Source organism: Achromobacter sp. GW823-FHT04E03 (assembly GCF_058796095.1).
In genome coordinates, this window is sequence record NZ_JBXAIJ010000002.1 from 464,495 (window position 1) to 487,274 (window position 22,780).

At 65.5% G+C, this 22,780-nt stretch carries 21 protein-coding genes; 7 read left to right on the plus strand and 14 right to left on the minus strand.

Going from position 1 to position 22,780, the window contains the following annotated elements:
* Positions 1-5: 5 nt before the first annotated feature.
* The gene (gene argS / locus AC1RHV_RS13455; RefSeq protein ID WP_175181657.1) at positions 6-1,688 is read right to left on the minus strand and encodes an arginine--tRNA ligase; all 1,683 of its coding nucleotides are present in this window, start codon (positions 1,686-1,688) and stop codon (positions 6-8) included.
* Positions 1,689-2,009: 321 nt separating this feature from the next.
* Between argS and AC1RHV_RS13460 the strand changes: the two genes are divergently transcribed.
* Positions 2,010-2,357 (plus strand): DUF1840 domain-containing protein, encoded by a 348-nt coding sequence (locus tag AC1RHV_RS13460; protein ID WP_054455597.1) that lies wholly within the window; start codon positions 2,010-2,012, stop codon positions 2,355-2,357.
* Positions 2,358-2,446: 89 nt separating this feature from the next.
* Positions 2,447-2,764, plus strand: a complete 318-nt coding sequence (locus AC1RHV_RS13465) for a hypothetical protein (protein ID WP_492301060.1) — start codon at positions 2,447-2,449, stop codon at positions 2,762-2,764.
* A gap of 75 nt (positions 2,765-2,839) precedes the next feature.
* On the opposite strand, the gene AC1RHV_RS13470 is transcribed toward AC1RHV_RS13465, so the two are convergent.
* The 6 genes from AC1RHV_RS13470 to AC1RHV_RS13495 all read right to left on the minus strand — a co-directional run bounded on the left by AC1RHV_RS13470 (position 2,840) and on the right by AC1RHV_RS13495 (position 8,871).
* Positions 2,840-3,640 carry a carbohydrate ABC transporter permease gene (locus AC1RHV_RS13470; protein WP_042795754.1) on the minus strand — a complete coding sequence of 267 codons (801 nt, stop codon included), beginning with the start codon at positions 3,638-3,640 and terminating at the stop codon, positions 2,840-2,842.
* Complete coding sequence (locus AC1RHV_RS13475) at positions 3,637-4,512, minus strand: carbohydrate ABC transporter permease (RefSeq protein WP_054455593.1); 876 nt, start codon at positions 4,510-4,512, stop codon at positions 3,637-3,639. Before AC1RHV_RS13475 ends, AC1RHV_RS13470 begins: the two co-directional genes overlap by 4 nt.
* Positions 4,513-4,526: 14 nt before the next feature.
* Complete coding sequence (locus AC1RHV_RS13480) at positions 4,527-5,822, minus strand: ABC transporter substrate-binding protein (protein ID WP_054455591.1); 1,296 nt, start codon at positions 5,820-5,822, stop codon at positions 4,527-4,529.
* A 27-nt stretch (positions 5,823-5,849) separates the two neighbouring features.
* A complete protein-coding gene (locus AC1RHV_RS13485; protein ID WP_492301063.1) occupies positions 5,850-6,905 on the minus strand; it encodes an ABC transporter ATP-binding protein in 1,056 nt (351 codons plus the stop codon).
* Positions 6,906-7,021: 116 nt separating this feature from the next.
* A complete protein-coding gene (locus AC1RHV_RS13490) occupies positions 7,022-7,819 on the minus strand; it encodes a phosphodiesterase (RefSeq protein WP_054455587.1) in 798 nt (265 codons plus the stop codon).
* Between the two features lie 38 nt (positions 7,820-7,857).
* The gene (locus AC1RHV_RS13495) at positions 7,858-8,871 is read right to left on the minus strand and encodes a LacI family DNA-binding transcriptional regulator (protein WP_492301065.1); all 1,014 of its coding nucleotides are present in this window, start codon (positions 8,869-8,871) and stop codon (positions 7,858-7,860) included.
* Between the two features lie 315 nt (positions 8,872-9,186).
* Here AC1RHV_RS13495 and AC1RHV_RS13500 point away from each other — a divergent pair, with 315 nt between their 5' ends.
* On the plus strand, positions 9,187-10,515 hold the full coding sequence (locus AC1RHV_RS13500; protein ID WP_054455583.1) for an amidase: 1,329 nt from the start codon (positions 9,187-9,189) through the stop codon (positions 10,513-10,515).
* A gap of 65 nt (positions 10,516-10,580) precedes the next feature.
* Here AC1RHV_RS13500 and leuA read toward each other — a convergent pair whose 3' ends face one another.
* Positions 10,581-12,293 carry a 2-isopropylmalate synthase gene (gene leuA / locus AC1RHV_RS13505; RefSeq protein WP_054455581.1) on the minus strand — a complete coding sequence of 571 codons (1,713 nt, stop codon included), beginning with the start codon at positions 12,291-12,293 and terminating at the stop codon, positions 10,581-10,583.
* A 526-nt stretch (positions 12,294-12,819) separates the two neighbouring features.
* Positions 12,820-13,437: a hypothetical protein gene (locus tag AC1RHV_RS13510; RefSeq protein WP_054455579.1), complete on the minus strand. Its 618-nt coding sequence runs from the start codon at positions 13,435-13,437 to the stop codon at positions 12,820-12,822.
* 16 nt (positions 13,438-13,453) lie between these two features.
* Between AC1RHV_RS13510 and rpoN the strand changes: the two genes are divergently transcribed.
* Both rpoN and AC1RHV_RS13520 read left to right on the plus strand, forming a co-directional pair.
* Positions 13,454-14,881, plus strand: a complete 1,428-nt coding sequence (rpoN, locus tag AC1RHV_RS13515; RefSeq protein WP_492301068.1) for an RNA polymerase factor sigma-54 — start codon at positions 13,454-13,456, stop codon at positions 14,879-14,881.
* 133 nt (positions 14,882-15,014) lie between these two features.
* Complete coding sequence (locus AC1RHV_RS13520; RefSeq protein ID WP_054455575.1) at positions 15,015-15,296, plus strand: (2Fe-2S)-binding protein; 282 nt, start codon at positions 15,015-15,017, stop codon at positions 15,294-15,296.
* Positions 15,297-15,326: 30 nt separating this feature from the next.
* On the opposite strand, the gene AC1RHV_RS13525 is transcribed toward AC1RHV_RS13520, so the two are convergent.
* Positions 15,327-16,184, minus strand: coding sequence for a LysR substrate-binding domain-containing protein (locus tag AC1RHV_RS13525; RefSeq protein WP_054455574.1), 858 nt, complete (start codon positions 16,182-16,184; stop codon positions 15,327-15,329).
* A gap of 128 nt (positions 16,185-16,312) precedes the next feature.
* On the opposite strand from AC1RHV_RS13525, the gene AC1RHV_RS13530 reads away from it, so the two are divergent.
* Together AC1RHV_RS13530 and bfr are read left to right on the plus strand one after the other, a co-directional pair.
* Positions 16,313-17,227, plus strand: a complete 915-nt coding sequence (locus AC1RHV_RS13530; RefSeq protein ID WP_054455572.1) for a DMT family transporter — start codon at positions 16,313-16,315, stop codon at positions 17,225-17,227.
* A 366-nt stretch (positions 17,228-17,593) separates the two neighbouring features.
* Positions 17,594-18,070: a bacterioferritin gene (bfr, locus tag AC1RHV_RS13535; RefSeq protein WP_013390908.1), complete on the plus strand. Its 477-nt coding sequence runs from the start codon at positions 17,594-17,596 to the stop codon at positions 18,068-18,070.
* Between the two features lie 80 nt (positions 18,071-18,150).
* Here bfr and AC1RHV_RS13540 read toward each other — a convergent pair whose 3' ends face one another.
* The 4 genes from AC1RHV_RS13540 to AC1RHV_RS13555 all read right to left on the minus strand — a co-directional run bounded on the left by AC1RHV_RS13540 (position 18,151) and on the right by AC1RHV_RS13555 (position 22,770).
* Positions 18,151-18,837, minus strand: coding sequence for a hypothetical protein (locus tag AC1RHV_RS13540; protein WP_175164340.1), 687 nt, complete (start codon positions 18,835-18,837; stop codon positions 18,151-18,153).
* A 24-nt stretch (positions 18,838-18,861) separates the two neighbouring features.
* A complete protein-coding gene (locus AC1RHV_RS13545; protein ID WP_054455568.1) occupies positions 18,862-20,469 on the minus strand; it encodes a peptide chain release factor 3 in 1,608 nt (535 codons plus the stop codon).
* A 111-nt stretch (positions 20,470-20,580) separates the two neighbouring features.
* Entirely contained in the window at positions 20,581-21,210 is a 630-nt protein-coding gene (locus AC1RHV_RS13550) for a LysE family translocator (protein ID WP_054455566.1), read from the minus strand.
* 33 nt (positions 21,211-21,243) lie between these two features.
* Entirely contained in the window at positions 21,244-22,770 is a 1,527-nt protein-coding gene (locus AC1RHV_RS13555; protein ID WP_175212858.1) for a DEAD/DEAH box helicase, read from the minus strand.
* Between the last annotated feature and the right edge of the window lie 10 nt (positions 22,771-22,780).

Genomic DNA, 22,780 nt, shown 5'->3' on the forward strand with positions numbered 1-22,780 from the left:
CGATGTTACATCCGCTCGGGCGCCGATACGCCCATCAGCTCCAGCCCGTTGGCCAGCACCTGGCGCGTGGTCGAGGCCAGGCGCAGGCGGGCCAGCTTCAGGGCCGTGTCGTCGACCAGCACGCGCTCGGCGTTGTACCAGGCGTGGAAATCCGAGGCGCAGTCGCGCAGCCAGAAGGCGATGTGGTGCGGCGACAGTTCCTGCGCCGCCAGCGCCACCACGTTGGGGAATTCGGCCAGGCGCTGCATCAGCGCGAATTCGGTCGGCGCGGTCAGCAGCGCCGCGTCGGCCTGGGCCACGTCGGCGGCCGGCATGGCGGCGTTGTTGATGACCGAGCAGATGCGGGCGTGCGCGTACTGGATGTAATAAACGGGGTTCTCGTCGCTCTTGGACAGTGCCAGGTCCACGTCGAACACGAATTCCGTGTCGGCGCGGCGCTGGATCAGGAAGTAGCGCACCGCGTCGCGGCCCACCCAGTCGATCAGGTCGCGCATGGTCACGTAGCTGCCGGCGCGCTTGGAGATCTTGACCTCTTCGCCGCCGCGCATGACCTTGACCATCTTGTGCAGCACGTAGGCCGGGTACTCCTTGGGAATGCCCTCTTCCAGCGCCTGCAGGCCGGCGCGCACGCGCGCCACGGTGCCGTGGTGGTCGCTGCCCTGGATGTTTACGGCGCGATGGAAGCCCCGCTCCCATTTGGCCTTGTGGTAGGCCACGTCCGGCACGAAATAGGTGTAGCCGCCTTCGCTTTTGCGCATGACGCGGTCTTTGTCGTCACCCGTGCCCAGTTCGGTGGTGCGCAGCCAAAGCGCGCCGCCTTCCTCGTAGGTGTGGCCGCCGGCGATCAGCGCCTTGACGGTCGCTTCGACGCGGCCGGAGGTGTAGAGCGAGCTTTCCAGGTAGTAATTGTCGAATGCCAGGCCGAAGGCCTGCAGGTCCAGGTCCTGTTCGCGGCGCAGATAGGCCACGGCGAAGACGCGGATGTCGTCCAGGTTGTCGACGTTGCCCGTGGCGGTGACGTCCACGCCATCGGAGTGGACGGTCGCGCCGGCCTGGAAGTCGCGCGCGATGTCGGCGATGTAGTCGCCCTTGTAGCCGTCGGCGGGCCACTCGGGGGAATCGGTCGTCAGGCCGCGGGCGCGGGCCTGCACGCTGATGGCCAGGTTCTGGATCTGGTTGCCGGCGTCGTTGTAATAGAACTCGCGGGTGACGTCCCAGCCGATGGCGTCATACAGGCGGCAGATGGCGTCGCCCAGCGCGGCCTGGCGGGCATGGCCCACGTGCAGCGGGCCGGTGGGGTTGGCCGACACGAATTCGACCAGGATCTTCTCGCCGTTGCGCGGCGCGCGGCCGAAGGCGGCGCCCTGCTCGGCCACGGCGGCGATGACGGCCTGGCGTGCGGCGGCGGTGATGCGCAGGTTGATGAAGCCGGGGCCGGCGATTTCAGCGGACTCGATCAGGCTGGCGGCGCCGGGTTGCGCCATCAGGGCGTCGACGATGGCCTGGGCCAGTTCGCGCGGATTGCGGCGGGCCGGCTTGGCCAGCTGCATGGCCACGTTGGTGGCGACGTCGCCGTGGGCGGCGACCTTGGGGCGCTCCAGCAGCACGTTTGCCACGGCGTCGGGCAGGCTTTGCGCGACGGCGGCCTGGATCAGGGAGATAAGCTGTTTTTGTTGCTCGAGGAGCATGGGCGTCTGGAGAAGTTCTGAGTTAGTGACGGACGCGCCCGCACAGGCCGGACCTGTCGGGCGGAGCGGACAGGGGCGGCGTAGCCGGGCGGACCGCGCGCGCCGGATTCATGGCCGCGTCAGGTCCCGCTGTCACGGGAATCTCCTGAATCATAGCTTGATTTGGCCATCGGACCGGCCTGCGCCAGGGGCGCGGACGCGGCGGCGGCAGGTCCGGGGGGACGGATGGGGCCGGTCCATCGGGCCTGCTGCCCCGGGCCAGTTGGCAGCCCCCTGGTGTTGCGGTAGTGTATGTAAGTAATCAATGTGGGAGACTGGAATATGCTGATCACCTTTCATTCCAAGGTCGTGGCCGAGGTTCTGATGCTGACCGACCATGCCGGCGCGCTGCTGCTGGCGGCCGGCAAGTCCTTCAAGGACAAGATCCCGGAGCGCGGCGTTTTCACCGTCGAGCAGCTAGGGCCGGCCATCAGCGGCATCGAACGCGCGATCGACGAATACCAGAGCGCCCATGACGGCTCCGAGGAAGAAGACGAGGACAAGGCCCCGGCCTCGCCCATGGCCCGCATGGTGGGCCTGAAGGAACGCGCCTTTCCCCTGCTGGACATGATGCGCCAGTCCTTGGCGGCAAACGCCGAAGTCACCTGGGAGGTGTCGCGCGGCTGGTAAGCCGGCGAGCCCAATGTCGCCGGGCGGACAATCTGCCCGGCGTTTTTTGCCTACCCTACTCGCCTGACGCCACCCCAAGGAACCCTGACATGCGCTGCGACATCACCATCGTTTTCGACTCCCGCCGTTCGCTTGACCTCTCGGCCAGCGTCGAGCCCTCGCCGCAGCGCCAGAGCGATGCGCGCGACTGGTTCGACAGCGCCTGGGAAACGCTGGGTTGCGAACCGCTGCGTCCCAGCGGCAAGGTCCTGCTGCTGGACAAGGTGCTGGGCGTGGCCGACGCGCTGGGCTACGACACCCTGTCCACCGACGAAAAAGAGGCTCGCGAGTTCGCGGAGCACCTGGCGCTGGCGCTGGAACGCCCGCGCATCACGGTGGATTTGCCGGGGCTGACGGTAGGTTACTGAGCGACCCGGCCTCATCTCCAAGCAAAACTGCCCCCGTAGGGGCAGTTTTCATTTGAGCCGGTCCCGCAGGCGGGACTAGCGGATGCCAGCCCGCATGAAAGATTGCACGAACTGCCGTTGGAACAGCAGGAAGGCGATCAGGAGCGGCGCCGCCGACATCAGCGTTGCGGCCGTGATGACCGACCAGTCGATGCCCTGGTCGGTGGACGAGAACACCTGCAGGCCCACCGTCAGCGGCCGCGATTCGACCGAGTTGGTGATGATCAGCGGCCACAGGAAGTTGTTCCAGTGGTGGCTGACCGATACCAGCCCGTAGGCCACGTAGATCGGCTTGGCCAGCGGCACATAAACCTTCCAAAGCACCTGAAGCGCGTTGGCGCCTTCCATGCGCGCGGCTTCTTCCAGTTCCCGAGGCACCGTCTTGAAGGTCTGGCGCAGCAGGAAGATGCCGAAGGCGGATGCAAAGTAAGGCAGGCCGATGGCGAACACCGTGTCGCGGATGCCCAGCTGGCTCATGGAGCGGTAGTTTTCCACCAGCAGCACGTCCGGCATGATCATCAGCTGCAGCAGCACCAGCATGAAGACGAAATCACGGCCGCGGAACTCGAAGCGCGCGAAGGCGTAGCCGGCCAGCGTCGACAGCACCAGTTGCGCCGCCAGCACCATGGTGACCAGCAGGAAGGTATTGAGGAAATAACGCGGGAACGGCGCCGCGTGCCAGGCGCGCACGAAGTTGTCCAGCGTCAGCGGGGCGAACAGGTCGAAGCGGGTTGCGTAGGCGGGCGGATGGAACGCCGCCCACATGGCATAGGCCAGGGGCAGGATCCACAGCAGGCCGAGCGCCCAGGCGCCCAGGGTATCGAGCTTGTCTTTCATTGATAGTGCGTCCTGCGGTCCAGCCAGCGGAACTTGACCAGCGCAGTCAGCGCCAGCACCACCAGCAACACGACGGTCAGCGTGGCGGCGTAAGCCGTGTCCCAGAAACTGAAACCCACCTGGTAGATGTAGTACAGCAGCAGCGTGCTGGCGTTATCCGGTCCACCGCGCGTCATGACCACCACGTGGTCCACCAGCCGGAACGCGTTGATCAGGGCATTGATCAGCACGAAGAGGGTGGTGGGCATCAGCAGCGGCCACAGGATGCGGCGGAAGTACTGCCAGCGCGACGCGCCTTCCAGCATCGCGGCCTCGCGCAGCGACGGCGATACTGTCTGCAGGGCGGCCAGGTAGAAGATCATGAAGAAGCCGGACTCCTTCCAGACCGTCACCAGCATCAGCGCGGGCAGCGCGGTCTCGCGGTTGCCCAGCCAGTTGGGGCCTGGCGAGCCGAACAGCTGCATCACCTGGGCGATCAACCCGTATTGCGGCGTGTAGAAGAACAGCCAGATGTTGGCCACCGCGACCATGGGCAGCACCGTGGGCGTGAAGTAGGCCATGCGCAGGAAACCGCGACCGCTCAGGTTGCGGTTGACCCACAGCGCCATGATCAGCGCGATGCCGATGGACGTGGGGATGGTGCCCAGCGCGAACCACAGGTTGTTCCACAGCGACTGCCAGAACACCGGGTCGTCGAGCATGACGGCGTAGTTGTCCAGCCCCACGAAGCGCGCGGGGCGCGCGCCCTTGGGGGTGGAGAAAAAGCTGTGCCATAGCGTCGCCACCGCCGGGTAGTGCGTGAAGGCGGCGAGCAGCACGATGGCTGGCAGCAACAGCAGCCAGCCATAAAGCGCGTTTAAAGAGCGGCTCATCGTGCTTGTCGGCTTTACTTGTAGGGACGCAGTATGCGGTCGGCCTCGCGTTGCGCGTCGGTCAGGGCCTGTTGCGGCGTCTTGGAACCGGTCAGGGCAGCCTGCAGGGCGTCGTTCAGGGTCTTGGTGACGCGCTGGTTTTCATGCGTGGAGAACTCCGCCACGCTGACTTCCAGCTGGTCGCGCGCGACCGCGGCGGCCGGCACTTCCTGCGCGTACTTCTTCATCTTTTCGGTCTGCCAGGCGGCCGGGGTCACGGCCACGTAGCCCGTGGCGATGCTCCAGTCGGCGGCGCGCTCGGGCGTGGTGACCCATTGCGCGAACTTCAGCGCGGCCTGCTGCTGCGCCGGCGTTCCGCTCTTGAAGATGTAGAAGTTGCCGCCGCCGGTCGGGCTGCCGCCGCGCTTTTGCTGCGGCATCATGGCCACGCCGAACGGGAAGTCCGCGTTCTTGCGGATGTTGGTCAGGTTGCCCGTCGTGGTCCAGACCATGGCGGCCTTCTTTTCCAGGAAGTCCTTGGGCGTGGTGCCCCAGTCGATGGTGCCGGTCGGCATGATCTTGTGCTTGGCCGAGAGGTCGCGCCAGAACTGCGCGGCTTCCACCACCGCGGGCTTGTCCAGGTAGACCTCGTTGCCGGCCTCGTTCATCAGGATCGCGCCGTTGGGCGTGGTCAGCGCCTGGAACAGCCAGTAGGCGAAGGCGCCGCCCGAAGGGATCTCGATGCCCCACTGCGTGGTATTGCCGGAGGCGTCCTGCTTGGTCAGCTTCTTGCCGTATTCGACCAGTTCGGCCCAGGTCGCCGGCGCGCGCTCGGGATCCAGCCCCGCAGCCTTGAACAGATCCTTGTTGTAGTACATGACGATGGTCGAACGCTGGAACGGCACGCCCCAGGTATGGCCGCCGGTGCGGCTGTTCTGCATGAAGGCGTCATAGAAGCCGCCCAGCCACTTCTTGTCGGCGTCGCTCTTGGCCAGGCTGTCGATCGGGACGATGGCATCCTCGTCGATCAGCGTGAACATGTCGGTGGACAGCAGCACCGCCAGCTGCGGCGGCGTGCCGCCCTTGAGCGCGGTCAGCGCCTTGGCGATGGAGTCCTGGTAGGAGCCCGCGTAGATCGGCTTGATCTTGATGTCGGGATTTTCCTTTTGGAAATCCGCCACCATGTCGTCGACGATCTTGGTGATCGGGCCGCCGACCGCGACGGGGTAATAGAACTCCACCTCGACGGGCTTGTTCTGCGCCTGCGCAGGCAGCGACAGGCAGGCGGCGGCCAGGCTGGCGGCCAGGGTTTTCAGTACGATGCGACGCATGTTGGTTTCCTTTCCTGTGTACGGGCCCTAGCGGCCAGCGGAGTTGATGACCGCCGAATCGGCGGCAAAGAAGTGCTGCTGGCCGTCCTGCCAGGACAGGCCCAGTGTTTCGCCCGTGCCGGCGCGCAAGTGACCGCCCACGCGCACGGCCACGCCGCTGGTGTCGCCCACGCGGCAGACCACGATGGAGTCCGCGCCGAAGTACTCCACGCTTTCCACGGTGGCGGGAACGCCGTTGGCGTCGATGCGGATGTGTTCGGGACGCACGCCCAGCTTCACGGCGCCCGCGGGGGCGCCGGCGATGGCGCGGCCCTGCGTGCCGGCGATGATGGTGGCGCCCTGCGCGGAGCTCAGGCCGATCAGGTTCATGGGCGGCGTGCCGATGAAGCGCGCGGCGAATTCGGTGGCGGGCCGCGCGTACAGGCCGTCGGGCGTGTCGTGCTGTTCAATCTTGCCGCCGCGCAGCAGCACTACCTGATCGGCCATGCTCATGGCTTCGGTCTGGTCGTGCGTCACGTAGACCATGGTGATGCCCAGGTCCTGCTGCAAGGCGCGGATCTCGCGGCGCATTTCATGGCGCAGCTGCGCGTCCAGGTTGGACAGCGGTTCGTCCATCAGGCACACCGGCGCTTCGGAGATCACGGCGCGGCCCAGCGCCACGCGCTGCTGCTGGCCGCCCGACAATTGCGAGGGCTTGCGGTCCAGCAGATGGTTCAGGCCCAAGAGGCCAGCCACGCGTTGCAGGCGGCGGTCGTAGTCGCGCGCCGGCTCCTTGCGCACCTTGAGACCGAACAGGATGTTCTCGCGCACCGACAGGTGCGGAAACAGGGCGTACGACTGGAACACCATCGAGATGCGGCGCTTGGCAGGCGGCAGCTGGGTGACGTCGCGGTCGCCGATCTGGATGGTGCCAGAGGTCGGCGTGTCCAGCCCGGCAATCATGCGCAAGGTGGTGGATTTGCCGCAGCCGGACGGGCCAAGCAGGACCGTGAAGCTGCCGGCGGGAACCGTGAAGCTCACCCCATGGATCGCGGCGGCGTTGCCATATTGTTTGGTGAGGTTATCCAGAACGATGGATGACATGCTGTCTCGAAGATCTAATAGTTAGATCCGCATTGTTGCCTGTTATGAAAACCTTTTCATTGTGCAGCGCAAACATGACGGATGTATGGCAGGACAAACTTTCGTAGTCTAGGGCCTCAGGCAAAGGGGTACGGGCCGGGGTATTCCCCAATGACCGCGTGGTGCGTGACCAGGTTCTTGCCTTGCCACCAATGCAACTGATAACCCGGCGGTTCCATGATGTATTGCAGCGTCGGCCGCGGCCCCAGTTCCAGCGCAAGCTGATGCGCGGTGCCTGGACAGGTGGACGCGATGGTGCCGCCGAAGCGCTGGAAGATCGTGCGGTGCAGGTGGCCGCAAAGCACGCGCTCCACGTTGGGAAAGCGCGCCACGATGCGTTCGAGCTCGGGCGCGCCAGCCAGCAGGCCAATGGCGTCCATATGTTCGATGCCCGTCAGGAAAGGCGGATGGTGCATCAGAACCAACGTGGGCCGCTCGGGCTGTTCGGCCAGGCGCGCGGCCAGCCAGTCCAGGCGGTCCTGGCAGAGTTCGCCATGGCTCTTCATGGGCACCACCGTGTCCAGCGCCAGCATGCGCAACGGATAGGTCTCGATGGTGTATTGGATGAACGGGCTTTCGCCTTGCAGATAGCCGTGGTCGGGGAAGGCCGCGCGCAGCTGGGCGCGGTCGTCGTGGTTGCCGGGCAGCAGGAAATACGGAATCTCCAGCGCCTGCAAGTGGTCGCGCAGAACTTGGTATTCGTGCGGGCGGCCCAGGTCAGTCAGATCGCCCGTGATAAGGACGCAGTCGGGGCGCGGGGTCAGGGCATTGAGCGCGCGCACCGCGGGCGCCAGGAACGCCGCCGGATCGATGATGCCGTAGGCCTTGTCGCCCGGGGTGCGCATGTGCAGGTCGGTGATTTGTGCGATGAGCATGACGCATGTACCGAAGAATAGTGTTGTAGGAAAAGACCTCAGCGGCGCACCGGCGCGGCGGTGCCGCCTACGACGATGCAGTGCGGCAGGCGGTCCGAATGCGGCGGTTGGCCCTGGATCTGCGCCAGCAGGTTCGAGCAGGCCGTCTCGCCAATGCCGTCGCTGGGCTGGGCTACGGTGGTCAGGGGCGGCGTCAGCAAGGCGCCAAAGCGCATGCCGTCGAAGCCGCACACCGAGATATCGGCGGGCACGGACAGCCCCAGGCCCACCAGGTCCGCGATGACGGCCGTGGCCAGCAGGTCGTTGGAACAGAACAAGGCGGTGGGCGCCTGCTTGCCGCGCAGCGCAGCCTTCAGGGCATCCAGGTCGCTGCCTGTGTGCGAACTCATGGAGATGTGCTGGATGTCGTCCAGGCCCAGGCGCTTGGCGCAGGCGCGCGCGCCCGTCAGCCGGCGGCGGGCGCGGTCCGATGCAGTCAGCGGACCCGTGACCAGCGCGATGCGGCGATGGCCCAGCGCTGCTAGGTGGGCCACCATGTCGCTGGCGGCGGCGCGATTGTCGACCGACGCGAAGGGATGGGCACCGGACTCGTTGTAGACCAGCACGTAGGGTATGCCGGCATGGTCCAGGTCATCCAGCGTGGCGCTTTTGGCGGCGTCGGCGACCGTCAGGATCAGGCCGTCGACCTGATGGTCCATCAGGCCCTGGACCGCGGCGGATTCCACCGCAGGTTCGTAGCCTGTGGCGGTCAGCATGACGCTGTAGCCCGATTCCCGCGCGCGCCGTTCCGCGCCTTCGAAGCACTCGGCGAACACGGGATTGGACAGCGTGGGCAGTATCAGGCCGATGGTGCGCGTGCTGCCTGAACGCAGGCTGCGGCCCACGCGATTGGGCCGGAAGCCCGCGCGCTTGGCGACGTTGCGGATATGTGCGAGCGTGTCGGGATGAACGATCTCGGGCTGGTTGAACGCGCGCGAAACCGTTGCCGGGGAGACCCCGGCCTTGCGGGCCACTTCAATGATGGAAAAGCGGGGCGACGAGCGCGAGGCCATGGCGGGAGTGCTGCCGAGATTCGTGAAAACGATTTCATATTACTCGACAAATATGACCTTTGTATTGCACGGGTTTGCGCTATGCTGATGCCGACGCAACAATAAATTGCCATGGCGCGGCATGCGATTTCCCCGGGAAAAAGCGGCTTTTTCGGTGTTTATCCCAATTGACGCAGCGCGCACAATGGCTGGAGTCGGTCCATCCGAACTGCGCGGCAATATGCCGCGCATAAAGGCGGATCCTCGGTCAAAGGGGACCGGGTGCGTATTTAGCTGCCGTGCGACACGCGCGGTACCGGTAAAGAGGAAAGGACCATGTCTACTGCCTTGAACAGACTTGGCGCGCTGGAAGCCGCGCGCAAGCTGCAACGGCGCGAATTGACCGCAGAGCAATTGGTGCGCGCATGCTTTGCGCGCATCGAGCAACGCGAAAGCACCATCCACGCCTGGACCGCGCTGCAAAAGCAGGCCGCGCTGGATCGCGCGCAGGAATTGGACCGCGGCGCGCTGCGCGGCGTGCTGCATGGCCTGCCCATGGGCGTGAAGGACCTGTTCGACACCGTCGACCTGCCCACGCGCTATGGGTCCCCCATCTATGAACGCCACCATCCGGGCCTGGACGCGGCCTCGGTGGCGCTGTGCCGGGGCGCGGGCGCGATCGTCGTCGGCAAGACCGTGACGACTGAATTCGCCACCTATTTGGCAGGCCCCACGCGCAATCCTCGCAACGAAGCCTACTCGCCCGGCGGTTCGTCCAGCGGTTCGGCCGCGGCGGTGGCCGACGACATGGTGCCCTTCGCATTGGGTACGCAGACCGCGGCTTCCATCATCCGCCCTGCTTCCTATTGCGGCATCGTGGGCTTCAAACCCACCTTTGGCAGCATTTCCCGCGCGGGCGTCAAAAGCCTGGCGGAGTCCCTGGACACCATCGGCGGTTTCGCGCGTTCGGTGCCGGACGTGGCATTGTTTGCTTCCGTCCTGATGCGCGATCCGCGCATGCTTGATCTGGCCTATGACGGCAAGCCGCGTATCGGCATGTACCGCAGCCTGCAATGGCGGCATGCGCTGCCCGAAACCAAGGAAGCCTACGCGCAGGCCGCGGCCATCCTGTCGCGCGCCGGCGCCGTGGTCGAAGAATTGCCGCTGCCGCCCGAGCATTGCGTTCTGGTGCAGCTGCATGCGGACATCATGGCGTTTGAAGCTTCGCAGGCGCTGGCCTACGAGCGCCTGGAGCATGCGGCGCAGCTCAGTCCCAAGATCCAGGCCATCCTGGAAGCGGGCTCGCGCATCACCGCTGAAGAACACCAGAAGAACCTGATGCGCGTCGCCGAGTCGCGCGCGCGCGTGGACACCTGGTTCGACAAATACGACGTGCTGCTTGCGCCCAGCGCCAGCGGCGAGGCGCCGTTCGCGGACCTGGGTACGGGCGATCCGCAGTTCTCGCGCGCGTGGACGGTATTCGGCCATCCTTCCCTCAGCCTGCCCTTCGCCACCGGCCCGCAGGGCTTGCCCGTCGGGTTGCAGCTGGTCGGCGCGCGCTATAGCGACCACCGCACGCTGGCAATCGCCGCTTGGGTCCATCAGCGGCTCCTTGCGGCCACCGCGCCAGATATCGGCGCGGCCGACATCTGGCCACGCGGATAAGCGCGGCGCGCGTCCAAAGAAAAAGCCAGCCCGATAAGGCTGGCTTTTTTACGCCGGATTGCGGATCACGCGGTTTCGGCGGTTTCTTGCTCGGTTGCTGTCACGGCGCCGGCATTGATGTGGCGGTTGACGGCGCTCAGCACGGCCTGGAAGGAAGCCGTCACGATGTCGCGGTCGATGCCCACGCCAAAGCCCGTGCTGGATTCGCCGACGCGCAGTTCGACATAGGACGCGGCGCGCGTGTCGGTGCCGGTGCCGATGGCGTGCTCGTGGTAGTCCATGATGCGCACGGGCACGTCCAGCGCGGCCACGAAGGCCGAGATGGCGCCGTCGCCCTTGCCCGTCACGATGCGGCGTTCGCCGTTGTATTCCAATTCAGCTTCGATGCTGAAGTGCTGGCCTTCGCCGGCCGACGGATTGCCGTCGATGCGGTGGCGCACCAGCTTCCACGGCGACTTCTGCTCGAGGTATTCGCGGTTGAAGATGGTGTGCACGTCGTCGGCCGTGACTTCGCGGCCGGTTTCGTCGGTCACGCGCTGGATGGCGCGGCTGAATTCGATCTGCAGGCGGCGCGGCAACACCAGGCCGTGTTCCTGTTCCAGCAGGTACGACACGCCGCCCTTGCCCGACTGGCTGTTCACGCGGATGACGGCGTCGTAGCTGCGGCCGAGGTCGGCCGGGTCGATCGGCAAGTAAGGCACTTCCCAGACGGCGTCAGCCTGTTGCTGGGCAAAGCCCTTCTTGATGGCATCCTGGTGCGAGCCCGAGAACGCGGTGAAGACCAGGTCGCCCGCGTACGGGTGGCGCGGGTGAACGGGCAACTGGTTGCAGTACTCGGCGCAGCGACGCACTTCGTCGATGTCCGAGAAGTCCAGGCCCGGATGCACGCCCTGCGTGTAGAGGTTCAAGGCCAGGGTGACGAGGTCGACGTTGCCGGTGCGCTCGCCGCTGCCGAAGAGGCAGCCTTCGATGCGGTCGGCGCCGGCCATCACGGCGAATTCGGCGGCGGCCACGGCGGTGCCGCGGTCATTGTGCGGGTGCACGCTGAGCACGATGCTGTCGCGGCGCGCCAGGTTCTTGTGCATCCATTCGATCTGGTCGGCGTACAGATTGGGGCTGGTGGCCTCGATGGTGGCGGGCAGGTTCAGCACCATCTTGCACTCGGGCGTGGGCTGCCATACGTCGGCCACGGCGTTGGAGACTTCCAGCGCGAACTCGGGTTCGGTGGTGCTGAAGACTTCGGGCGAGTACTGGTAGCGCCATTGCGTTTCCGGGTGCTGCGCCATGTACTGCTTCACCAGGCGCGTGCCGGTGGTGGCGATGTTCTTGATTTCGTCCTTGCTCATGTTGAACACGACCTTGCGGAACGCCGGGGCGCAGGCGTTGTACAGGTGGACGATGGCTTGCTTGGCGCCGGCGGCGGATTCCACCGTGCGGCTGATCAGGTCTTCGCGCGACTGGGTCAGCACGATGATGGTGACGTCGTCAGGAATGCGCTTTTCGTCGATGAGCTTGCGCACGAAATCGAAGTCGGTCTGCGAAGCGGACGGGAAGCCCACTTCGATTTCCTTGAAGCCGATCTTCACCAGCTGTTCGAAGAAGCGGAGCTTGCGCTCGACGCTCATCGGCTCGATCAGGGCCTGGTTGCCGTCACGCAGGTCCGTGCTCATCCAGATCGGCGCCTTGGTGATGCGGCGGCTGGGCCAGGTGCGTTCGGAAAAGTCGCGGGTAAAGGGCGCGAAGGGGACGTATTTGGTGGCGGGGTTGGCAAGCATCATTACTACACCTCGATCGGTTTCTTTTGAATCCCGGGAATGCTTCCCTAGGCGGCTGCGCGACCGGATTGCGGTCTTGCGCCAGGATTTGCCGTGATTGACCGGCAGGATTCAGAGATAAAAGGGGGAAATCGCGTGTGGCAAGCGTGGTTGCCGAGCTACCACGGGGACACTAGGCCCGGCAACCGATCGGTAGGTATAGCGATAGCGCGTAGGAGGAGAAACGAGCGCGCAGGCCGGCAACCGGAGCGTCGTAGCGTCCGGTGGCAATCGCGAAGGGGGTGCGGTGAGCGGCCATAGGTTGCTAGTCAAACACATTTTTGCCGAATGCGCAACTGAACACTCTTTTGTGTTGAGGTGAAATATATGCCGGTGGCAACGCATTTTGCTGAAGAATATTCGGCAAAACGAGGTTGGACGGGGGGCGGGAGGCACGCTATGGGGTTGCCAGGCCAGGCGTACGGCTGAAGCAAAAAAACAGGCCGCCTGTCGGCGGCCTGCTATGGCAATGGAGGGAGGACGGACGGGCTTACCGGGCCGGGCCGATGCGCGGTTCCACGTAGCGTTCGCTGCGTGCTTCGCGGCGGACCTCGTCGCGCGGATCGCGCGGCTGGCGGTCGGACGACTCCAGGATGCGGGCCTGTTCCGCGACCATGGCGATCTTGCCGGCGCGGTTGTGGCGGATTTCAGACAGGGAGCGGCGCAGATCGCCCACCGTGAAGGGCTCCTGGCGATCGCCCCAGGTCCAGCGCAGCACGCCCAGCGTTTCTTCGGTCAGGTTGGGCGCCAGGTCGGCCAGCACGCTGGTTTCGACCGGGGTGGCGCTGCCGGAAGCCAGGCTGGCGGACAGCCAGGCGCGCAGCGTGAAGAACACGATCAGGGTCCAGATGCCGGCCACCACCCACCAGATGTAGGGGTTGACCTTCTGCACCATGTCCACGGTCGGCTGCCCCAGGGAATGCAGGAACTCGTAGTTCACGGTGCGGCCGAAATTCAGTATCCAGTTGGCGGCGAGATACCAGATGACCACAGCGACGGCGATGACGATCGCACGCATTACGAGTCGGGGAAGCGCCAGTTTGAGCAGGGTCTGGCCAATGAGGCGGCAGTCCTGGCGGACGCTTGCGGGCGAAGTCAGATTCATCATGCAAAATATTGTACCTATGACCCGTCCAATTTTAGAACTGCGACCAGGTCAGCATTTGACGCTGACGCCACAACTGCAGCAATCGATCCGATTGTTGCAGCTGTCCACGCTCGACCTCGAAGCCGAGATTTCGCAAGTGCTGGCGGAGAACCCGCTCTTGGAGCGGCAGGACGAAGCGCCGTCGGCCGAGGCGCCGGCCGAGTCCGACCGCGAGTCCTCGGTGCAGGATGACGAGCCCGCCGCCGAACGCGAATCGCCGGTGGATGAAATGCCGGGTTCGGGCGGGGTCTACCCCGACGAAGACTCCAGCCGGCCCGAGGCCGCTCGGCCGGATACGCTGCGCGAGCACCTGCTGGGCCAACTGATGTTGACGCGCGCCGCGCCGCGCGACGCCGCGCTCGCCGGTCTTCTGATCGACGAGCTGGACGAAAACGGCTACCTGGGATCACCGCTGGAGGAAATCCTGGACTGGTTGCCGCCCGAACTGGAACCGGACATCGACGAGCTGAAGGCGGCCTTGTCGCTTTTGCAGTCTTTCGATCCGCCCGGCATAGGCGCGCGCGACATGGCGGAATGCCTGCTGTTGCAGCTACGCAACCCGGATCTGGATCGACTGCCTGAAGCCGCGAATGCCGCGGTCCTGGCTTGCGCGCGCCAGATCTGCGCGCAGCACCTGGCCTTGCTGGCGACGGGCAACGCCGCGCGCCTGTGCGCGGCCGTGGGCTGCGACGAAGCCACGTTCCGCTCCGCCCATGCCCTGATCCTGCGCCTGGAGCCCCGCCCGGGGCGTGCCTGGACCGTGCCCGCGGCCGATTACGCGGTGCCGGACGTCATCGTACGCAAGACGCGCGGCGGCTGGCAGGTCACCCTCAACAGCGCCGCCGTGCCCAAGCTGCAGATCAACGGGCTGTACGCCCAGATGCTGGGCAACCAGAAGGAATCCGCGCATGCGGGCCTGCAATCGCAGCTGCAGCAGGCCCGTTGGATGATCCGCAACGTGGAACAGCGCTTCGACACCATCCTGCGGGTGGCCCAGGCCATCGTGCAGCACCAGACGGCCTTCTTCAGCCAGGGGCCGGCCGCCATGCGGCCGCTCATCCTGAAGGACATCGCCGGCGAGCTCGGTTTGCATGAATCCACCATTTCACGGGCCACAACACAGAAGTACATGCTCACTCCGTTTGGCACGCTGGAACTCAAGCGCTTCTTCGGCACCGGGGTTTCGACGGACGGCGGGGATGCCACCTCGGCCACGGCAGTGCAGACTTTCATCCGCCAGATGGTGGCCGAAGAGAACCGGGCCAAGCCTTTGTCCGACAGCCAGATCATGCAAAAGCTGGCCGATCAGGGGATAGTCATCGCCCGAAGGACGGTGGCAAAGTACCGCGAAGCGCTGCGGATAGCCCCAGCGGCCTTGCGCAAGGCGCAGGCGGCAGCCCGCTGAGCCGGGTCATGAAATGAGGGACGGGGTTATGAAAATTCGTCCCTAATTTCAATGACTTGCGTGACACTTTGGTTGCAAATTTATTTGCACGCGGGGCTTGTCAGTAGCGGAATAATTTTCGATAATTATTCTCATGTACATTTGCGTATGTAATGCCATCACCGAACGCCAAGTCCGCGCCAGCGTGGACGCGGGCGCGACGACGCTTTCCGACCTGCAATTCGAGCTGGGCGTGGCCACGTGCTGCGGCTGCTGCGCGGCTACCGCGACCGAATACCTGCCGGGTGGACGCTGTTCCAGCGTATGCGACGTGCGTTCCATAGCCGTTCCGGTCAATCCTCCGGCCGCTCTGGTCGAGTCGGGCGCGCCTGCTGCCAACAGCAGCTTCCCGATTCCCCTGGTCGCCATCGCCTGAGGATGGTCGTCTCTTACCGGCTCGCTGCCGTCACGCAGCGGGCCGCGTTGCTTCTTTCTCGCAAAATTCCCGGATAGTCATCGCCAGTTGGCGCGCAGGTTCGCGCAGCGTATCGGCCAGGCATAACGCCAATTCGGTCGACGGCACGGACGGCAGCCCTGCGTCGATGATCCGATGGTCCGGCAAGAGGCAACGCCGCTCCAGCAGCGCCACGCCCAAGCCTCCCGTCAACGCCGCTTGCAGGCCCATCAGATTCGGGCTTTCGTAGGCGATGCGCCAGTGCCGGCCCGAAGCTTCCAGGGCATGGATGGCGCGATTGCGGTAGATGCAGCCTTGCGGAAACGCGACCAGCGGCACCGGCTCGGCGGACGCGAGTTCCATTCCGGGTGCGCCGATCCAATGCAAGTGTTCGGGCCAGGCGGCCAACGCGGCACCCGCGCCGGGCTCGCGTTTGAGCAGCGCCACGTCCAGGTCGCCCCGCTCCAGTGCGCGCGTGAGCGCGGAAGTCAGGTCGCAGCGGACCGATAGCCGCACGCCTGGGCGGGTCCGCGCAAATTCCGACACCAGAATGGTCAGCGCGTCAGCCGCGAAGTCGTCCGGGATGCCCAGCCGGATCACGTCCACGCGCTTGCGCCCGCTGACGGCTTCACGGACCTCGGTCGACAAGGCCAGCATCCGCCGGGCATAGCCCAAGAGACGCTCGCCGTCCTCGGTCAGCAAGACTTGGCGGCCTTCGCGGATGAAGAGCGCGCATTCCAGGGATTCCTCCAGCTTGCGGATCTGCTGGCTGACCGTGGATTGGCTGCGGTGTACGCGTTCGCCCGCCGCCGTGAAGCCGCCGGCATCCACGACGGACACGAAGCTGTGCAAAAGATCGAGGTCAGGCATCGCCGGCTCCATGCATTCATTTTTTAAATACTTTCGATCCGAATAAAGAGTTTGTCAATGGATGGGCGGCCGCGCAGAATTCGTCCATCCGCCGCCATTGCGGCTTAGCGCCACCTTCCGGACTCATCATGAAGGCCACCTCGACCCTTTCCGCCGCCGCCATTCCAGCTCAAGCCTCGCCGGGCATCAGCTGGGCGCCCATCGCAGCTTTTTGCTTTCTGTGGAGCTCGGCGTTCGCTGCGGCCAAGATCGCCGTGCGGGACTGTCCGCCGCTGACCTTGCTGACCATCCGTTTCGTGATCGCGGGAGCCTTGATGCTGGGCCTGGCGGCGGCGAGCGGCCGCTGGAAGATGCCAAGCGCGCGCGATCTGGCCGCGCTGATCCTGTTGGGGGTGCTGAACAACGCGCTGTACCTCGGCCTGAGCTGGTCGGGCATGACGACGGTGTCGTCGGCGTTTACCGCGGTGCTGATCAGCACCAACCCGCTGCTCATCGGCGTGCTGGCCGGCCCGGTGCTGGGCGAACGGCTGGGATGGCGCAAACTGCTGGGCCTGTGCCTGGGATTGGCGGGCGTGGCCCTGGTGCTGCGTTCACGCTTGTCGGGCATGCAGGAGGACCTGCATGGCACGCTGTTGGTGACGGGCGGCCTGGTGGCGCTGGTGGCCGGCACGCTGCTCTACAAGCGTTTGAAGCCGTCCTCCGGCCTGTGGACGTCCACGGGCATACAGTCCCTGGCCGGCGCCGTAGCCTTGCTGCCCTTCGCGTTGATGCACGAGAACATCGGCGATGCGCGCATGACGGCCAGCCTGTTCTGGAGCATGGCCTACATGATTGTCGCGGTGTCGATGGGCGGCTACTACCTGTGGTTCATGATTCTCGGCCGCGCCAGCGCTACTGCGGCAAGCGCGCTGCACTTCCTGATGCCGCCGCTGGGCCTGCTGTTCGGGTGGCTGGTGCTGGGCGAGCACGTATCGTGGCTGGATCTGCTGGGCATCGTCCCGATCGCGTTGGGCATCTGGCTGGCCACGCGGCGCGCCGAGTAACGCGCAGCCCCAGCCGAGGTTGCCGATCCGCAACGAAATGCCGCCGGCCACGAGCCGGCGCGTTTCACGCGGTCGAGGGACGCATCGTTGCCAGCGATCGCGTGGATCGCGCGGCGGATTCGGCGGCATCGCGCGCCGTCAGGCCGCATCGTTGCTGATGCCGGCATGCAAGGCATCACGCACGCATACTCATTCTCATTGGCGTGTCGCTTTCTTGTAGCGCTCCTAAAGCGGTTTACCAAATGCAGCGCAAGGCTAGGCGCGGCCCCGCGCCAGGTGGTAGTCTGCCGGGGTTGCGTACGCGCGGCATCGTGCGCTCCTTTGTCGCGATGCATCTGCGTCGCGCCTGACTGCAAGGAGTCCATCATGAAAGGCGACAAAACCGTCATCCAGTTTCTGAACAAGCAACTGACCAACGAACTGACGGCCATCAACCAATATTTCCTGCATGCCCGCATGCTGAACCATTGGGGCTTCGACAAGCTGGGCAAGCACGAGTACGAAGAGTCCATCGGCGAAATGAAGCATGCGGATCGCCTGATCGCGCGCATCTTCATGCTGGACGGCCTGCCCAACCTGCAGGACCTGCATAAGCTGCTGATCGGCGAAGACGTGCCGGAATTGCTGGCCTGTGACCTGAAGCTGGAGCAAGGCGCGCAGGCGACCGTGAAGGAAGCGATCGCGCATTGCGAATCGGTGCGCGACTATGTCTCGCGCGATCTGTTCCAGGACATCCTGGACGACACCGAAGAGCACATCGACTACCTGGAAACGCAGATCGACCTGATCGACAAGGTCGGCATCCAGAATTATCTGCAAAGCCAGATGTCCGTGCCGGAGTAATGTTCCTGTCATAAAAATGGCGCCCTGCGGGGCGCCATTTTTTTGTCGGTGTCATGCGGCGCATGCCGCGCGCCGATATTTCAGTTCGGGCGAGCCGGGCACTCGGCCATGGTGCCCCAGGCGCGGTTGGGTCCGCAGTACTTGTTGCGCGCGGCCCAGGAACACGAGGGGCGTTCGAAGAAGCCTTGCGTGGCGCAATGCGCGAGTTCGCGCTTGAGCGCGTCCTGCCAGCCCAGGGCGCCGGGCGCCTGCGCGGTGTTCGGGGGCGGCGGGGGCGCCTGCACCATCTGCGGAGTGCCGTAGCCGCCTGCCTGGACCTGGCCGCCGTTGATGGCGGTGGACGTGCCGGGAGCCTGCAGATCCAGGGTGCTGACGTCCGAAGTGCCCGAAGGCAGCGGCACTTGCGAAGCTGCCGCGATTTCGCGGGCCTGGTCCGGGCTGATGCGTTCGCGCGAGATCTTCACCGCAGGGTCGCTGACGCTGTCGAACAGCGAAACGGTGTTGACCTGCCATTCGCGGTCGGCGGGCTTGTCGGGCACGCCCAAGGTACCGTCGATGCGCGGCTGCGGAGGCTGGGCCACGTAAGGACGGCCGTTGGCATCCAGTACGGGCTGCTGGGATGCCGCGGCATCCTGGCCAGGAGCGGGCGCGGCCACCGGCGCATGCGCCACCAGCCAATCACCCAGTTGAATACCGCCCCAGGCCGACGCGCCAAGCGCGATCAGGAGCGTTGCGAATAAGAAACGCCAAGACATTGCTACCCTCATCTGCCGTGCGGAACCCGAACGGGTCTACGCTTTGTCTCCGAAAACCTTGCCGCCGTGCTCGCGCATGGCATGGAATTTCACATCGGGATACAGTTCCTCGGCCACGCGCAATTGCGCGGGAGAACCGATCAAAAACGCCGCCGCATCCACAACATCATAGGCGATATGGGCGGCATTGGCATCCATGAACTTGCGCAGCGCCTTGGGGTTTTCAGACGTAATCCAACGTGCCATTGTGTAGCGGGAAGGCAGCATCCGCGCGTCCACGCCGTACTCGGTCTTCAGGCGATGGGCGACCACTTCGAACTGCAGTTGTCCGACCGCGCCCAGCAGCAGCGAGCCGCCGGCAGCCTCGGGACGGAACACCTGGATGGCCCCTTCCTCGCCCAATTGGGTGAGACCGGTACGCAACTGCTTGGTGCGCAGCGGATCCTTCACTTCCACGGCCTGGAACAGCTCGGGGGCGAAGAACGGCAGCCCCGTGAACTGCAGCGTCTCTCCTTCGGTCAGCACGTCGCCCAACTGCAGCACGCCGTGGTTGGGAATGCCGATCACGTCGCCGGCATAGGCCTCGTCCAGCAGCTCGCGGCGCTGTGACAGGAAGGACACCACGTTGTTGGGGCGCATTTCCTTGTTGGTGCGCGCGACCTTCAGGCGCATGCCGCGTTCGAAGCGGCCGGAGCTTACGCGCACGAACGCGACGCGGTCGCGGTGGGCCGGATCCATGTTGGCCTGCACCTTGAACACCACGCCGGTGAACTTGGGTTCCACGGGCTGCACCAGGCGCTGCATGGACTCGCGCGGGCCCGGGGGCGGCGCCTGTTCGACCAGCGCGTCCAGCACTTCCTGCACGCCGAAGTTGTTGATGGCGGAGCCGAAGAACACAGGCGTCTGCTTGCCGGCCAGGAATTGTTCGCGGTCGAAGGCGGGCGCGGCTTCGTTGATGAGTTCGATCTCGCCGCTGGCCTGCTCGAACGCCGAGCCGAAGCGCCGGGCGATTTCGGGATTGCTCAGGCCTTCGATGAAGTCGTCCTTGTCCGAGCGGCGCTCCTGGCCGGGGCGGAACACGCGCATGCGGTCCTGGCGGATGTCGAATACGCCGCCGAAGGCCTTGCCCATGCCGACCGGCCAGGAGAACGGCACCGCGTCCATGCCCAGGTGGCCTTCGATTTCGGACAGCAGTTCCAAAGGTTCGCGCACTTCGCGGTCCATCTTGTTGATGAACGTAATGATGGGCGTGTTGCGCGCGCGGCAGACCTGCAAGAGGCGGATGGTTTGCGGCTCCACGCCGTTGGCGGCGTCGATCACCATGAGTGCGGCGTCCACGGCCGTCAGCACCCGGTACGTGTCTTCGGAGAAGTCCGCGTGGCCCGGGGTGTCGAGCAGGTTGATGACGCAATCGCGGTATTCCATCTGCATCACCGAGGACGCCACGGAAATGCCGCGCTGCTTTTCGATTTCCATCCAGTCGGACGATGCATGGCGCGAAGCCTTGCGCGCCTTGACGCTGCCGGCGATCTGGATCGCGCCTGCGAACAGCAACAGCTTTTCGGTCAGTGTCGTCTTGCCCGCGTCGGGGTGGGAAATGATGGCGAACGTACGGCGCCGCGCTACTTCGTGAGGGATGTTCATGATCGGAAGGATTTTACTTGGCGCCGCTTTTGGGCCCGGCGCGGTCCGGTATCGGGCATGAAAAACGCGCGGGGCATGCGCCGTCGCCAGCGCATGCCCCGCGCATGGGGTTCAGGAATGGCGGCGGAACGAAGCCAGGAACACGCCGGCCAGGATGAAGAGCGAACCGAAGGTCCGGTTCATCCAGCGGATATGCTTGGCGCTGCGCAGCAGGCGCAGCACGCGCGCCGCCAGCAGCGTGTACACGCCCATGGCCACCAGGTCGGTGAACGCCAGCGTGGCGGCGATCGCCGCATACTGCTGCGTCAGCGGCAGCGCGGTATCCACGAACTGCGGCACCACGGCCAGCAGGAACACCGTGCCCTTGGGGTTCATGGTGTTGATCAGGAAGCCGCGCAGCACCAGTTCCCGGATCGTGGCGCGCTTGGGATCGCCGGAATCCACCGTGACGGGCGCCGCATCCGTGCGGATCTGGCGCACGCCCAGGTAGATCAGGTAGGCCACGCCCAGATACTTGACCACGTTGAAGGCCACCTCGGAGGTGGCCAGCACCGCGCCCAGCCCCACGGCCACCACCACGAACTGGAACAGGATGCCCATGATCAGGCCTGCCGTGTTCCAGTAGCCGCGCGCAAAGCCGTACTTCAGGCCGGAGGACATCGCCGAGATCGCGCCCGCGCCAGGCGAGAACGAAATGGCCCAGGAGGCCAGGAAGAACGTCAACCAGGTAGATAAGGGCATGGCGCGGGTCCGTGGGTAGCGGTTGCGGTGATATTACTTGCTCAGCAACGCGGCGCGCGGCGCGCCCGAGGGGCGTCCGGAACCGCCATTGCCTGCCGGGCGGCCGGAGCCCTCCGGACGGCGATGGTTCTGCTGCGGACGGCCTTCGTTGCGGCCGGCGTGGGCCGGACGGTCGGCGGGCTTGCCGTCGCGCGGGCCATGGCTGGCGCGGCCTTCGCCGCCGGCACGGGCCGGCGCGGGGGCGCGGTTGCCGGTCGCGGCGCGGGGCTGGCCCTGGCCTTGTCCCTGGCGCGAACGGCCGCCATTGCCATTGCCATTGCCGCTGCGGCCGCCATTACGGCCGCCGCCGCCGCGCGGGCTGCGGTTGTCTTCGTCGCGCTCCTGGCGGTCGTAGGCCGCCGCGGTCGTGGCCGGCGGCGTCCAGCCTTCCACGGGCTTGCGCTCGATGGTCTTCTTGATCAGGCGCTCGATGTCCTTCAACAGCTTGATTTCGCTGTTGTCGACCAGCGAGACCGCGGCGCCGGTGGCGCCGGCGCGGCCGGTACGGCCGATGCGGTGCACGTAGTCTTCGGGCACGTTGGGCAGTTCGAAGTTCACCACCTGGGGCAGTTGGTCGATGTCCAGGCCGCGGGCGGCGATGTCGGTCGCCACCAGCACCGTCACGGTGCTGTCCTTGAAGCCGGCCAGCGCGCGGGTGCGGGCCGACTGGCTCTTGTTGCCGTGGATGGCGGCGGCGGTCAGGCCGTCCTTGACCAGCTTTTCGGCCAGGCGGTTGGCGCCGTGCTTGGTGCGGGTGAACACCAGCACCTGGTGCCAGCCGCTTTCGCGGATGATGTGGCTGATGAGGTCGCGCTTGTGGTGCTGTTCCACCATGTGCACCGTCTGGGTGACCAGTTCGGTGGCGGTGTTGCGCGGGGTGACCGAGACTTCGCCCGGGTTGTTCAGCACGCCGCGCGCCAGGGTGCGGATCTCGTCGGAGAAGGTGGCCGAGAACAGCAGGTTCTGGCGCTGCTTGGGCAGGAGCGCGAGGACCTTGCGGATATCGCGGATGAAGCCCATGTCCAGCATGCGGTCGGCTTCGTCCAGCACCAGGATCTCGACGCCGGACAGGTCCACGGTCTTCTGGCCGCAGTGGTCCAGCAGGCGGCCGGGGGTGGCGACCAGGATGTCCAGCGGCTTTCTCAGCGCGGAGATCTGGGGGTTGATGTTGACGCCGCCGAACATCACCATGGAGGACAGCGGCGTGTACTTGCCATAGGTCTGCACCGATTCCTCGACCTGCGCGGTCAACTCACGCGTCGGGGTCAGGATCAGGCAGCGCGGGCGGCCGGGCTTGCGCTGCTCGGGCTTTTTCTGCATCAGCAGGTGCAGGATGGGCAGCGTGAAGCCGGCGGTCTTGCCGGTGCCGGTCTGTGCGGCGGCGAGCAGGTCGCCACCCTTGAGGACCTGGGGAATTGCCTGGGCCTGAATGGGAGTGGGCGCGGTGTAGCCGGTTTCGGCAATGGCGCGCAACAGGGAATCAGCCAGCCCGAGGTCGGCAAAAGGGGAAGAGGTAGTCAAAACAACTCCA

Excerpts from the sequence above, each read along its gene's own strand:
- argS (WP_175181657.1), bottom strand. The coding sequence starts at position 1,688 with ATGCTCCTCGAGCAACAAAAACAGCTTATCTCCCTGATCCAGGCCGCC.
- AC1RHV_RS13460 (WP_054455597.1), top strand. The coding sequence starts at position 2,010 with ATGCTGATCACCTTTCATTCCAAGGTCGTGGCCGAGGTTCTGATGCTG.
- AC1RHV_RS13465 (WP_492301060.1), top strand. The coding sequence starts at position 2,447 with ATGCGCTGCGACATCACCATCGTTTTCGACTCCCGCCGTTCGCTTGAC.
- AC1RHV_RS13470 (WP_042795754.1), bottom strand. The coding sequence starts at position 3,640 with ATGAAAGACAAGCTCGATACCCTGGGCGCCTGGGCGCTCGGCCTGCTG.
- AC1RHV_RS13475 (WP_054455593.1), bottom strand. The coding sequence starts at position 4,512 with ATGAGCCGCTCTTTAAACGCGCTTTATGGCTGGCTGCTGTTGCTGCCA.
- AC1RHV_RS13480 (WP_054455591.1), bottom strand. The coding sequence starts at position 5,822 with ATGCGTCGCATCGTACTGAAAACCCTGGCCGCCAGCCTGGCCGCCGCC.
- AC1RHV_RS13485 (WP_492301063.1), bottom strand. The coding sequence starts at position 6,905 with ATGTCATCCATCGTTCTGGATAACCTCACCAAACAATATGGCAACGCC.
- AC1RHV_RS13490 (WP_054455587.1), bottom strand. The coding sequence starts at position 7,819 with ATGCTCATCGCACAAATCACCGACCTGCACATGCGCACCCCGGGCGAC.
- AC1RHV_RS13495 (WP_492301065.1), bottom strand. The coding sequence starts at position 8,871 with ATGGCCTCGCGCTCGTCGCCCCGCTTTTCCATCATTGAAGTGGCCCGC.
- AC1RHV_RS13500 (WP_054455583.1), top strand. The coding sequence starts at position 9,187 with ATGTCTACTGCCTTGAACAGACTTGGCGCGCTGGAAGCCGCGCGCAAG.
- leuA (WP_054455581.1), bottom strand. The coding sequence starts at position 12,293 with ATGATGCTTGCCAACCCCGCCACCAAATACGTCCCCTTCGCGCCCTTT.
- AC1RHV_RS13510 (WP_054455579.1), bottom strand. The coding sequence starts at position 13,437 with ATGATGAATCTGACTTCGCCCGCAAGCGTCCGCCAGGACTGCCGCCTC.
- rpoN (WP_492301068.1), top strand. The coding sequence starts at position 13,454 with ATGACCCGTCCAATTTTAGAACTGCGACCAGGTCAGCATTTGACGCTG.
- AC1RHV_RS13520 (WP_054455575.1), top strand. The coding sequence starts at position 15,015 with ATGTACATTTGCGTATGTAATGCCATCACCGAACGCCAAGTCCGCGCC.
- AC1RHV_RS13525 (WP_054455574.1), bottom strand. The coding sequence starts at position 16,184 with ATGCCTGACCTCGATCTTTTGCACAGCTTCGTGTCCGTCGTGGATGCC.
- AC1RHV_RS13530 (WP_054455572.1), top strand. The coding sequence starts at position 16,313 with ATGAAGGCCACCTCGACCCTTTCCGCCGCCGCCATTCCAGCTCAAGCC.
- bfr (WP_013390908.1), top strand. The coding sequence starts at position 17,594 with ATGAAAGGCGACAAAACCGTCATCCAGTTTCTGAACAAGCAACTGACC.
- AC1RHV_RS13540 (WP_175164340.1), bottom strand. The coding sequence starts at position 18,837 with ATGAGGGTAGCAATGTCTTGGCGTTTCTTATTCGCAACGCTCCTGATC.
- AC1RHV_RS13545 (WP_054455568.1), bottom strand. The coding sequence starts at position 20,469 with ATGAACATCCCTCACGAAGTAGCGCGGCGCCGTACGTTCGCCATCATT.
- AC1RHV_RS13550 (WP_054455566.1), bottom strand. The coding sequence starts at position 21,210 with ATGCCCTTATCTACCTGGTTGACGTTCTTCCTGGCCTCCTGGGCCATT.